The 12170-nt window shown below is 67.1% G+C and carries 11 protein-coding genes; 4 read left to right on the top strand and 7 right to left on the bottom strand.

Annotated elements, in window-relative coordinates:
• Window positions 1–20: 20 nt before the first annotated feature.
• From AC3RCE_RS10335 to AC3RCE_RS10320, 4 genes are all read right to left on the bottom strand, one after another.
• Window positions 21–1001 (bottom strand): Bug family tripartite tricarboxylate transporter substrate binding protein, encoded by a 981-nt coding sequence (locus AC3RCE_RS10335; protein WP_218294241.1) that lies wholly within the window; start codon window positions 999–1001, stop codon window positions 21–23.
• Between the two features lie 83 nt (window positions 1002–1084).
• Window positions 1085–2065, bottom strand: coding sequence for a Bug family tripartite tricarboxylate transporter substrate binding protein (locus AC3RCE_RS10330; protein WP_492255111.1), 981 nt, complete (start codon window positions 2063–2065; stop codon window positions 1085–1087).
• 47 nt (window positions 2066–2112) lie between these two features.
• Window positions 2113–3093, bottom strand: coding sequence for a hydroxymethylglutaryl-CoA lyase (locus tag AC3RCE_RS10325; RefSeq protein ID WP_492255110.1), 981 nt, complete (start codon window positions 3091–3093; stop codon window positions 2113–2115).
• The gene (locus AC3RCE_RS10320) at window positions 3090–4295 is read right to left on the bottom strand and encodes a CaiB/BaiF CoA transferase family protein (protein WP_492255109.1); all 1206 of its coding nucleotides are present in this window, start codon (window positions 4293–4295) and stop codon (window positions 3090–3092) included. The genes AC3RCE_RS10325 and AC3RCE_RS10320 overlap by 4 nt, the downstream gene beginning before the upstream one ends.
• A gap of 132 nt (window positions 4296–4427) precedes the next feature.
• On the opposite strand from AC3RCE_RS10320, the gene AC3RCE_RS10315 reads away from it, so the two are divergent.
• The 3 genes from AC3RCE_RS10315 to efp all read left to right on the top strand — a co-directional run bounded on the left by AC3RCE_RS10315 (window position 4428) and on the right by efp (window position 7194).
• Window positions 4428–5333: a LysR family transcriptional regulator gene (locus tag AC3RCE_RS10315; RefSeq protein WP_218338936.1), complete on the top strand. Its 906-nt coding sequence runs from the start codon at window positions 4428–4430 to the stop codon at window positions 5331–5333.
• Window positions 5330–6484, top strand: coding sequence for an elongation factor P maturation arginine rhamnosyltransferase EarP (gene earP, locus AC3RCE_RS10310; RefSeq protein WP_218294236.1), 1155 nt, complete (start codon window positions 5330–5332; stop codon window positions 6482–6484). The genes AC3RCE_RS10315 and earP overlap by 4 nt, the downstream gene beginning before the upstream one ends.
• A gap of 155 nt (window positions 6485–6639) precedes the next feature.
• Window positions 6640–7194 (top strand): elongation factor P, encoded by a 555-nt coding sequence (gene efp, locus AC3RCE_RS10305; protein ID WP_057223504.1) that lies wholly within the window; start codon window positions 6640–6642, stop codon window positions 7192–7194.
• A gap of 179 nt (window positions 7195–7373) precedes the next feature.
• Here the strand turns inward: efp and rimO are convergent, their stop codons facing one another.
• Together rimO and phaR are read right to left on the bottom strand one after the other, a co-directional pair.
• Complete coding sequence (gene rimO, locus AC3RCE_RS10300; RefSeq protein WP_492255108.1) at window positions 7374–8765, bottom strand: 30S ribosomal protein S12 methylthiotransferase RimO; 1392 nt, start codon at window positions 8763–8765, stop codon at window positions 7374–7376.
• A 143-nt stretch (window positions 8766–8908) separates the two neighbouring features.
• The gene (phaR, locus tag AC3RCE_RS10295; protein ID WP_218294234.1) at window positions 8909–9442 is read right to left on the bottom strand and encodes a polyhydroxyalkanoate synthesis repressor PhaR; all 534 of its coding nucleotides are present in this window, start codon (window positions 9440–9442) and stop codon (window positions 8909–8911) included.
• A 288-nt stretch (window positions 9443–9730) separates the two neighbouring features.
• On the opposite strand from phaR, the gene AC3RCE_RS10290 reads away from it, so the two are divergent.
• A complete protein-coding gene (locus AC3RCE_RS10290; protein WP_492255107.1) occupies window positions 9731–10819 on the top strand; it encodes a mechanosensitive ion channel family protein in 1089 nt (362 codons plus the stop codon).
• Window positions 10820–11658: 839 nt separating this feature from the next.
• On the opposite strand, the gene AC3RCE_RS10285 is transcribed toward AC3RCE_RS10290, so the two are convergent.
• Window positions 11659–11811, bottom strand: coding sequence for a hypothetical protein (locus tag AC3RCE_RS10285; protein WP_218294232.1), 153 nt, complete (start codon window positions 11809–11811; stop codon window positions 11659–11661).
• Window positions 11812–12170: the final 359 nt, after the last annotated feature.

Here is a 12170-nt window from a genome sequence, read left to right as displayed (position 1 = left end):
GCCGAAGACCAATTTGATCCTTATTCCGCTTCGATCTTCGAGGTCTTCACCACCGAGGCCCAGTTGGCCAGATCGGCCTTGACCTTCTCGCCCAGCTGCGGGGGCGACTGGTAGTCGGCCGTGGCGCCCTGCTCCTGGGCCTTCTGCTGGAAGGCCGGGTTCTGCACCACGGTGCGGATGTCGGCCGTGAGCTTGTCCACCACGGCCTTGGGCACGGCGGCCGGGGCGAACACCGCGAACCACGAGGTGGCATCGACCTTGGGGTAGCCCGCCTCGGCGGTGGTGGGCACGTCGGGCAGGCTGGGCAGGCGCTGCTTGCCGGTCACGGCCAGCACGCGCAGCTTGCCGCTGGCGATGTGGGGCATGAACGGGGGCGCGGTGCCGAAGGTCAGGTCCACCTGGCCGCCCAGCAGGTCCTGCAGCGCGGGGCCCGTGCCCTTGTAGGGCACGTGCACCATCTTCACGCCGCCCTGCTGCTCCAGCATGGCGCCGGTCACATGCTGCAGCGAGCCATTGCCCGACGAGGCGTAGTTGAGCTTGCCCGGGTTGGCCTTGGCGTAGGCGATGAGCTCGGCCAGCGTCTTCACGGGCAGGTCGTTGCGCACCACGATGATCTGCGGGGCCGAGATCACGTTGGCCACGGGTTGGAAGTCGCCTTGCTCCCACTGCTTTTGCCTGGTGATGTGGGGCGAGATCACGTGGTAGCCGGAGTACTGCATCAGCAGCGTGTAGCCGTCGGCCTCGGCGCGCTTCACGGCGGATGCCGCGATGTTGCCGTTGCCGCCGCCCTTGTTGTCCACCACCACCGACTGGCCGAGCACGGGCGCCAGCGCCTGCGCCAGCATGCGGGCGGACAGGTCCGTGGTGCCGCCGGCGGCGGTGGGCACCACCAGGGTCACGTTCCTGGACGGGTAAGCGCCCTGCGCCCCCACGCTGCCGACACAGCAGGTGCCCAGGGCCGCGAGGGCCAGGATGGTGAATTGTTTGCGGGTTGTGTTCATGAACGCGATGTCTCCGTTGTCGTTGTTGCGAAGGGTTTGACCCCCAAAAAAAGTGAAAAGCCGAAAGGGGCGGCGGCCGCCCCTCAATCGACCGTCGCCCCCGTGTCCTTGACGACACGGCTCCACTTGGGCAGATCGGATTGCACCAGCGCGGCCAGCTGCGCCGCCGTGCCCTTGAAGGGCTCGCAGCCCACGGTGGCCAGCTTGTCCACCACGTCCTTGTGCTCCAGCGCGCGGGCCACCTCGGCCTGCAGCAGCGCCACGATGGGCGCGGGCGTGCCGGCCGGGGCAAACAGCGCGTACCAGGGCGCCTGGCCAAAGCCCTTGATCGTCTCGCCAATGGTGGGGGCATCCGGCAAGGCCGCCACGCGTTTTTCATTGACCACGCCCAGCACCTTGAGCTTGCCCGCCTTGATGAACGCAATGGCCGACGGCAGGCTTTGCACCGACAGCGGCACCTGCCCGCCCACCACGTCGGTGGCTGCAGCGGCGGAACCCTTGTACGGAATGTGCTGCAGCTGGATGCCGGCGGCCTTCTGCAGCATCTCGCCGATCAGGTGGTTCAGCGTGCCATTGCCGGCCGAGGCGATCGAATATTTGCCGGGGCTGGCCTTGGCCAATGCGACCATTTCAGCCACCGTACTGGCGGGGAAGGATGGGTGTGCCACCAACACATAGCCCGCCGTGGCCACGGGCGCCACGGGCGCGAAATCCTTGACGGGATCGAACCCCGGGTTCTTGTATAGCGCGGGGCCGATCACATGGGCGCTGTCGGCCGTGAGCAGCAAGGTATAGCCATCGTTGCGCGCACGGGCCGTGGCGCCCGTGGCCAGCGTGCCGCCCGCGCCGGGGCGGTTGTCCACGATCACGCTCTGGCCCAGTTGCTCGCCGAGCTTTTGCGCCACCACGCGCGCAATGGCGTCGTTGGCGCCGCCCGCCGCCTGGGGCACCACCACGGTGATGGGCTTGGAGGGGTACTTGTCCTGCGCGCCCGCGGCCAAGGCGGCGGAGCACAGCACGGCGACGGTAAAGATGCGGCGGGACAGCGGGGTGTGAAATGTCATGGCGTTTGTCTCCTCGTGTTATTGGGGTAATGCGGGCTCACCCGTGTTCAGCGGGCAAGCGCCCTTTCGCGGATCGCCTCGAAATCGGCAGGCACCGGGTGCAGCGCCAGGCGCGGACCCGCCTTGGCGATCTGGCTGGGAATGTCGTGATCGATGAGCGCAGGCAGTTGCTGCGCCACCGCCACGAGTTGCACCAGATCCACCCCGGTGTCATAACCCATCAGCGCCAGCGCATGCACGATCTCCTCGCTGCACACATTGCCGCTGGCGCCCGGCGCATAGGGGCAGCCGCCCAGGCCGCCCAGCGAGGCATCGAACCGGTCCGCACCCGCGTCAATGGCCGCCAGCACGTTGGCCAGCCCCATGCCACGCGTGTTGTGGAAATGCAGGGTGAACTCCACACCCGGCCAGCGCGCGCGGGCCGCCGCCGTGAGCTCGTGCACCTGCGTGGGATAGGCCATGCCCGTGGTGTCGCACAGCGTGATGCCACGCACGCCCCGATCCACAAAACGCTGCACCCAGCCGAACGCATCGGCCTGGGGCACGTCACCTTCCATGGGGCAGCCAAACACACACGACAGCGACACATTCACCGCCACTTTGGCGCCCTGCGCCAGGGCCACCACCTGCGCCAGCGCCGCGAACGACTGTTCCGGCGTCATGCGCAGGTTAGCCAGGTTGTGCGTGGCACTCACCGACATGACGAGATTCAGCTCGTCCGTGCGCGACTCGATGGCGCGCTCCGCACCGCGCAGATTGGGCACCAGCGCGGTGTAGACCGTGCCAGGGCGGCGCGTGATCTCGCGCATCACGACCTCGGCATCCTTGAGCGCGGGGATGGCGGTGGGCGATGTGAACGAAGTCACCTCGATCTTGGCCAGACCCGCTGCCGACAACGCATTGCACAGCGCGATCTTGTCGGCCGTGGGCACAAAGGCCTTCTCCATCTGCAGGCCGTCGCGCAGGCCGACTTCCTGCATGTGGATGCGGCGGCCTGCGCCCTGCCACACCGTATTGGATGCACTCATTGAATCACCCCCTTGCTGCGCAGCAGCGCAATCTGTTCGGCCGTGAGGCCTGCCTCGGCCAGCACCGCATCGGTGTCGTCGCCCAGGTGCGGAGCGCTGCTGCGGATGCTGCCCGGCGTGGCCGAGAGCTTGGGTACGATGCCGGGCACCTCCACGCTGTAGCCGTCGCGCGTCTGTTGCGTGAGCAGCATGTCGCGGGCGCGGTAGTGCGGGTCTTGCGCAATGTCCTTGGCGGTGTAGACCTTGCCGGCGGGCACGCGGGCAGCGCCCAGGGCGTCCAGCACCTGCTGCACCGTGCGCTGCGCGCTCCAGGCGCCGATGGCGGCGTCGATTTCTTCCACGCGGGCCACGCGGCCGGTGTTGTTGGCCAGGTCGGGCGCGGCGCCCAGGTCGGGCCGACCAATCGCGTCCATCAGGCGCTTGAAGATGCTGTCGCCATTGCCCGCCACCAGCACCCAGCCGTCGGTACAGGGGTAGGCGTTGGACGGCGCGATGCCCGGCAGCGCACTGCCCGCGGCCTCGCGCACGGCACCGAAGGCGCTGTATTCGGGGATCAGGCTTTCCATCACGTTGAACACCGCCTCGTGCAGCGCCACGTCGATCACCTGGCCCTGGCCGCCGTTGACCTTGCGGTGGTACAGCGCCGTGAGCACGCCGATGGTGCCGTGCAGCGCCGCCAGCGTGTCGCCGATCGACACGCCCACGCGCACCGGCACGCGGCCGGGCTCGCCCGTGAGGTGGCGCAGGCCGCCCATGGCCTCGCCAATGGCACCAAAGCCCGGCAGGTCGCGGTACGGCCCCGTCTGGCCGTAGCCCGAAATGCGCAGCATGACCAGGCCGGGGTTGAGCGCGTGCAGCTCCTGGGGCGACATGCCCCAGCCTTCGAGCGTGCCGGGGCGGAAGTTCTCGACGAGCACGTCCGCCTCGGCGATGAGCTGGCGGGCGATGTCCTGGCCTTCCTTCTGGCGCAGGTCGAGTGCCACCGAGCGCTTGTTGCGCGACTGCACTTGCCACCAGACGGAGGTGCCCTCCTTGATGAGGCGCCAGTTGCGCAGGGGGTCGCCTGTCTCGGGGGCCTCGATCTTGATCACGTCGGCGCCGAACTCGCCCAGCGTCTTGCCGCAGAAGGGCCCGGCGATGAGCTGGCCCATTTCGATGACGCGCACGCCTTGCAGCGCGGCGGGGGAAGCAACGGAATCCATGGAAATACAGTCTCCTGCGGCCTCGCTCCGGGCCGGTGTGCGCGAATCATGCGCAGCACGCGCGGCGCCGTAAATCGCTCAAGCACGAAGCTGCCATCGCAAACCAGCATGGCGGGGTACCATCCACGGTCCATGAAACTCGACCCCGTCTCCCTGCGCCTGTTCGTGGCCGTGATGGAAGAAAACACCATCGCCGCCGCCGCCGCGCGCGAGCACCTGGCCGCCTCGGCCGTGAGCCGCCGCCTGGCCGACCTGGAGGCGGCCCTGCGCGTGGAGCTGTTCACCCGCAGCAACAAGGGCACCGAGCCCACCGCCGCCGCGTTTGCGCTGCTGAACATGGCACGGGGCGTGCTCAACGACCTGGACGGCATTGCCACGCAGATGCATGACTACGGCACGGGCGTGCGCGGCCATGTGCGCGTGGTGGCCAACATCTCGGCCATCACGCAGTTCCTGCCGGCCGAGCTGCAGAGCTTCATGGCGCTGCACCCGCAGGTGGATGTGCGCCTGCAGGAGCAGATCAGCAGTGCCATCGCCCATTCCGTGGCCGAGAACGCGGCCGACGTGGGCATCCTCAACGAAGGCCACTACGGCGAGCGCGTGACGCTGCTGCCCTACCGCACCGACGAACTGGTGCTGGTGGTTCCCACCGGCCACGCGCTGGCGCGCCGCAAGGCGGTGCGGCTGGCCGATGCCCTCCCGTTCGACTTCGTGGGTGCCCACCCCAACAGCGCCATCAACAACCAGTTGGCCCGGGCGGCCTCCGCGGCGGGGCTGCCCCTGCGCCTGCGCATCCAGGTGACCAGCTACGACGCGCTGTGCCTCATGGTCAACGCCGGCCTGGGCGTGGGCGTGATGCCGCGCGGCAGCGCCGCGCTGTACCAGGGCAAGCTGGCCGTGCGCACCCTCACGCTGAACGAGCCCTGGGCACACCGGCGGCTGGCGCTGTGCGTGCGCTCGGAAGAGGCGCTCTCCAGCGTCGCCCGGCTGCTGGTCGATCACCTGCGCAGCCCCCCGCCATCCCCCCCCGCCCCATGACCCAGTCTTCCGCCCCCCTGCAGTGGGACGTGTTCTGCCGCGTGATCGACAACTTTGGCGACATTGGCGTGTGCTGGCGCCTAGTGGCGCAGCTGGCCGGCCTGGGCCACCGCGTTCGGCTGTGGGTGGACGACGCCTCGGCCTTGCAATGGATGGCTCCCACAGGCTGCCCCGGCGTGGAGCTGCGCGCCTGGGGCTCGCCACCGCCCGGCCCCGGCGAGCCGCCACCCGATGTGATGGTGGAAGCGTTCGGTTGCGATATTGCTCCTGAATTCATAGCTTACAGCGCTTGCCAATCAAGCGCCATGAGCCCAAAGCACCCAAAACCGGTCTGGATCAATCTGGAATACCTGTCGGCTGAAAGCTATGTGGAGCGCCATCACAGGCTCTCCTCGCTCCTCTCGTCCGGCCCCGCTGCCGGCTGGACACGCTGGTTCTTCTATCCCGGCTTCACCCCCGGCACGGGCGGGCTGCTGCGCGAGCCCGGCCTGATGGCACGGCGCGTGGTGTTTGACCGCAGCGCCTGGCGTGCACGGCACGCGTCGGCGTTCGGCCTGGGCCATGGCGGCCCAGAGCAGCGCTGGGTTTCGCTATTCTGCTACGAACCCGCCGCCCTGCCTGAGCTGCTGCGCCACAGCCAGGCACAGCCCACGCAGTTGCTCGTCACACCCGGTCGCCCCACCGCCGCCGTGCGGGCAGCGCTGGCGGAAGACAGCGCCAAGACGACGAGCCAAATTGACCGCCAGCCCTTGTCCGACAAGCGCGAGCAGCTCTGCATTTCATACCTGCCCCACCGGCCCCAGCCCGCCTTCGACGAGATGCTGTGGGCCTGCGACTTCAACGCCGTGCGGGGCGAGGACTCGCTGGTGCGCGCACTCTGGGCCGGGCAGGCGCTGGTCTGGCAGATCTATCCCCAGCACGACAACGCGCACCACGACAAGCTGCGGGCGTTCCTGGACTGGCTGCAGGCGCCGCCTTCGCTGCGGCGGTTTCATGCCACCTGGAACGGACTGGACCAGGCTGCGCTGCAGTGGCCCGATGACGCCACCCTGGCGGAATGGACCGCGTGCATCCAGGCGGCCCGTGCACGGCTGCTGACGCAGGACAATCTCGTCGCACAGCTTTTGGGCTTTGTCGCTGAAAAACGGTAAAATCCAGGGCTTTGCGCAAAACAGGGGCGGCACACCGGTGTCCAGCCCTGGCGCATTCCCGCCGCGGAACATGCATCGGCAGGGCAAAACCAGCTGGTCCACCCAGCGAATTTGCCGGCCCGCGCGTTGAGCGGCCCCAACCCAAGCAACTTGCTATGAAAATCGCTCAAGAAATCCGCGCCGGCAACGTCATCATGCACGGCAAGGACCCCATGGTGGTCCTGAAGACCGAATACGCCCGCGGCGGCCGCGGTGCCGCCACCGTGCGCATGAAGCTCAAGAGCCTGATCGGCAACTTCGGCACCGAAAACGTGTTCAAGGCCGACGACAAGATCGACAACGTGATCCTGGACAAGAAGGAGTGCACCTACTCCTACTTCGCCGACCCCATGTATGTCTGCATGGACACCGAGTTCAACCAGTACGAAGTCGAAGCCGAGAACATGGGCGACGCACTGAACTACCTGGAAGACGGCATGTCCCTGGAAGTGGTGTTCTACGACGGCAAGGCCATCTCGGTCGAACTGCCCACCAGCGTGGAGCGCGAAATCACCTGGACCGAGCCCGCCGTCAAGGGCGACACGTCCGGCAAGGTGCTCAAGCCCGCCAAGATCGCCACCGGCTTCGAAGTGCCCGTGCCCCTGTTCGTCTCGCAAGGCGACAAGATCGAAATCGACACCCGCACCGGCGAATACCGCAAGCGCGTGTAAGCATCGTGTGGCACCCAGCAAAAAGGCTTCCCTCGGGAAGCCTTTTTTCATGGGGGCCTGCCCCACGGCCCTATCAAAAAATGAGCTGCCGCCGCCTGCTGCCTATAGGTTCCCAGGAGAAAACACCCTGAAACCCGCTACACACCAGCGCTAGCAGCTCACTTTTTTCAATCACCCATTCAGATAGGCTGTGCCACCAGGTCGTGCCCGCGCACGCCCACGATGCGGGCCCTGGTGAACTCGCCCACCTTCATGGTCTTGCTGATCTTCTCGGGCGGCAGCAGCTGCACCGTGCCGTCGATCTCGGGCGCATCGGCGTAGGTGCGGCCCACGCCGCCCTTGCGGCCCAGGCCCGGGGCGGAGTCGACCAGCACCTGCATGGTGGCGCCCACACGGCGCTGCAGGCGGGCGATGGAGACCTCTTCGGCCACGGCCATGAAGCGGGCGCGGCGTTCCTCGCGCACGTCCATGGGCAGCATGCCGGGCAGTTCGTTGGCGGCAGCGCCGTTCACGTCGCTGTAGGCAAAGCAGCCCGCGCGGTCGATCTGCGCCTCGCGCACGAAGTCCAGCAGGTGCGCGAACTCTTCTTCCGTCTCACCGGGGAAGCCGGCGATGAAGGTGCTGCGGATGACCAGCTCCGGGCACACCTCGCGCCAGCGCTGGATGCGCTCCAGGTTGCGCTCGCCGCTGGCCGGGCGCTTCATGCGCTTCAGGACATCGGGGTGGCTGTGCTGCAGCGGCACGTCCAGGTACGGCAGCACCTTGCCCGTGGCCATGAGCGGCAGCACCTCGTCCACGCTCGGGTAGGGGTACACATAGTGCAGCCGCACCCAGGCGCCGTAGGGCTCGGCGATCTCGCCCAGGGTCTGCACCAGCTCCAGCATGCGGGTCTTGACGGGCTTGCCGTCCCAGAAGCCGGTGCGGTACTTCACGTCCACGCCGTAGGCAGACGTGTCCTGGCTGATCACCAAGAGCTCCTTCACGCCGCCTTCGAACAGGGCCTTGGCCTCGCTCAGCACGTCGCCGATGGGGCGCGACACCAGGTCGCCGCGCATCGAGGGGATGATGCAGAAGGTGCAGCGGTGGTTGCAGCCCTCGCTGATCTTGAGGTAGGCGTAGTGCTTGGGCGTGAGCTTGATGCCCGCGATGCCGAAGTTGCCGGGCACCAGGTCGATGAAGGGGTCGTGCGGCTTGGGCAGGTTCAGGTGGACAGCGTCCATCACCTCCTGCGTGGCGTGCGGGCCGGTCACGGCCAGCACGCTGGGGTGCATCTGGCGCACCATGTTGCCGCCATCCTCGCCCGCGCGCGCGCCCAGGCAGCCGGTGACGATCACCCGGCCGTTCTCGGCCAGGGCCTCGCCAATCGTGTCCAGGCTTTCCTTCACGGCATCGTCGATGAAGCCGCAGGTGTTGACGATGACGAGGTCAGCCCCGTGGAAGGTCTTGGAGGTTTCATAACCCTCGGCGCTCAGCTGCGTGAGGATCAGCTCGGAATCCGTGAGGGCCTTGGGGCAGCCAAGGCTCACAAAACCGACTTTGGGTGTTTTCGTGGGGGACAGTACTTCGCTCATATCCCCGTATTGTCCCAGTTCCGGCGTGCAACAGGGTGGGATTGCCCATTTCCCGAACGTTTGCCGTGCCCGGCGGCCCGTGAAACCGGCGCGCCCGGGGCCAGCGGACGCCGTGGAATCCGCGTCGCCAGTGACTCAGGGGGCTATCTTTTGATGCCGAAGGCGCCCAGCATCTGCTCCGTCTGCTTTTGCATCTGCTCCTGCATCTGCGTGAGCATGGACTGCGACTGCTCCACGTAGTTGCCCATCATGCCCTTGAGCATGGGCGACTGCAGGCTCATGAACTGCGCCCACATCTCCGGGGTCACGCTTTGCGACTGCTCGGCCAGCTTGGCCTGGATGTCGGTGAAAGCCTGGACGTTCTTCTCCAGGTAGGCCCCCATGAAGCCCTGCATGGCATGGCCATAGAAACGGATGATGTTGGCCAGCACGGCCTCGGTGAACATGGGTGCGCCGCCGGCCTCCTCCTCCAGGATGATCTGCAGCAGGATGCTGCGCGTGAGGTCCTCGCCCGTCTTGGCGTCGCGCACCACCACGCTCTGGTGGTCCATCACCAGATGGCGCACTTCCGCCAGCGTGATGTAGGTGGAGGTATCCGTGTCGTACAGACGACGGTTGGGGTACTTCTTGATCACGCGCTGGGCCGATTTGGACGCGGCACTTTTCTGTTCGGACACAACGAACTCCTCGGGCTCGGAAACCCATGTATTGCAGTGCAACACATTCTAGGGAGGGAGAGCCCCGGCAATTGCAAAGGAATACCCTGATGGCAACTTGTCCACCGCTGCCGCAGGAGCGCCTGCAACGGGTTGTGCACCCGCTTGCCGGCAGCCCACGGCGGGGCCCACGCGCATGCACGGCGAACAGGCGCGGCGCCCCGTCCGACAGACAGCGCCCGGTGCCGATGCGAGAGTCGCTGTTCCCGCCCATCTGCCGTTCGCGGCCTCGCCCCACCCTGCCCAGCCATGCCCGAAGGACTTCACCTGTCTCCCTGGTCTGCCACCGCCCTCGCCGCCCTCCTGGCCGTGGCCGTCGCCGCCATGGCCCACCGCATCGCCGCGGTGGTGCTGCGCCGTGCCACGGCCCCGGTTCCGGTGGTGCGCGCGGTGGTCATCGCCTGCATTCCCGTCATGCGGGTTCTGCTGCCGCTGATCGCGCTCCAGCTCGTCTGGCAGGCGGCCAGCGACGACTTGAGGTACATCGGCAGCGTGCGGCATCTCAACGGCCTGCTGGTGATCGGCGGAGCGTGCTGGCTGCTGATCGCGGCCATTGGCGGACTTGCCAATGGCATCATCGCGCAGCATCCTGCGGACGTGGAGGACAACCTCACGGCGCGGCGCATCGCCACGCAGGCACGCGTGTTGTCTCGCACCGCGATGACCGGCGTGGTGATGGCCGGCGTGGCCCTCATGCTCATGACCTTTCCAGGGGCGCGGCAGGTGGGCGCCAGCCTGCTGGCATCGGCCGGCGTGGTGGGCATCGTCGCCGGCATCGCAGCGCGCCCGGTGTTCAGCAACATGATCGCGGGCCTGCAGATCGCGCTGGCCCAGCCGCTTCGCATCGACGACGTGCTCATCATCGAGGGCGAATGGGGCCGCGTGGAAGAGATCACCGGCACCTATGTGGTGTTGCGCATCTGGGACGAACGGCGCCTGATCATTCCGCTGCAGTGGTTCATCGAACACCCGTTCCAGAACTGGACGCGCACCAGTTCCGAGATTCTGGGCACCGTGTTCCTCTTCGCCGACTACCGCCTGCCGCTCGATCCCCTGCGCGCCGAATTGCAGCGCGTGCTGGAGGCGGCCCCCGAATGGGACCGGCGCGTCGGCATTCTTCAGTTGACCGACGTGACCGAGCGCACCCTCCAGATACGCGTGCTGGTTTCCGCGCGCTCTTCGGGCCTGGCCTTCGACCTGCGGTGCCGCGTGCGCGAGGCACTGATGACCTTCATCCAGCGCGAGCATCCCGACTGCCTCCCACAGGTGCGCCTGCACGGGCAAGGCAGCCCCCCGGTGCCCGCAGGTGCCGCCTCACCCGCTCCGGACGTGGGCTGACGCCTGCCCGCAGTGGCAGGCGTTGCACCCCAGGGGCAGGCGCGCGGCGCGCGTGGGGAGGCCCCCAGCCCAGGCAAAAAAAAGCCCGCACCAGGCGGGCCGAACTCTCGCATGAAAAAAGCAAGAGGAGGGGAGGTGTCAGGGAGAGAGCCTGACAGAAGCATCGTAGGCCCCTATCGGCGTTACGCGCTGACAACGCAAGCAACTTGCCTGTCGAGACGTAACGGCCCCTGCCCGGGCCTATCGCACGAGGCTGAGGCCGGGTCGGCGTGTTGGCTGGCACAAAGCGCCACGGGAAGGCGATAACGTGAGGCCATTGCCCAGGTCCACTCGAAAGGAAAGACCGCGATGCTTCACACCCACGTACCCGCCCCCTCCCCCGTACCCCCCTTCCCTCCCGTGGACACCCCGCCCCCCTGGACGCCCGAGCCACCCCAGGTCGATCCGCCAGCGCAGCCAGGCACACCCCCGGTGCAAGACCCGCCGCCCCACTTCTAGCTAGCGGGCGGCTTCGGCGAAAGCAGCTCAGGTCGGCCCGCACCGCGTGGCGCCGGTGCTTCGAAGGGGAGGGATGAAGTTTCTTACCGCTCAGGATGGCCGCGCGATCAGGGTCGCGAAGGGCTGCGGCAGAGATGGGCCACGCGGCCTTTGGTGGGCGCAAAGTGCCAGCCATGTCATGCGCCGTGCAGGCTGCTGGTATACAGGGATACGTCAAGAATCAAGACCAGCGGTGCCGCTTGCACTCAAGAGATAGCACCAGCGCGATGAAGCACCGCGCTTGGCGGTGCGGTTGATGGGAGACGGGAACGCCGGCACAGGCGATGGCGGCATCGAACGATTCAATAGCCCATCTTGAAATACGCCACCGCCAGCACCGCCACCGTGGCAACCACTGCGGCAAGCCAGAAGACGCGGGTGTCGTACATGCCCAGTTCTGGATCCGTATCCACGAGAACGTGTTGCATGCGGGAAGAATTGGCTGGTGTGTTCATGGTGGTGACCCTTCTCTCTGGAGCCCCCAAGTTAACGCGGCGAAACATCTCGCCGTGTCAGACAAACGCCAATCTGCGTGCAGCCACCCGCCGATGGGTGTGCGCCAGGCTCCAAATCTCGCCACAAGGCACCATGAGCCACGACATCAATCACCCTTCTTATATGGATGCCTCCGTGGCAAGCGCCTGTGGAGCATTGCACATATGCGATCACGAGTGATTGTGGCGCGGGCCGAGCCACTCACCCGTCGCCCCACAGACAGGCCGCGGGATTGCCCAGTTGCCTTTCAACCGCCATGCGGAATGGGTCAACGGCCTGGGGCCAGGACAGACAGGGCAAAGCTGGACGTGGCGCAGAA

It is taken from the genome of Acidovorax sp. GW823-FHT05D11 (genome assembly GCF_058795695.1).
Note: the sequence above shows the minus strand (reverse complement) of the source record. Positions and strands in the feature narration are given on the sequence as shown.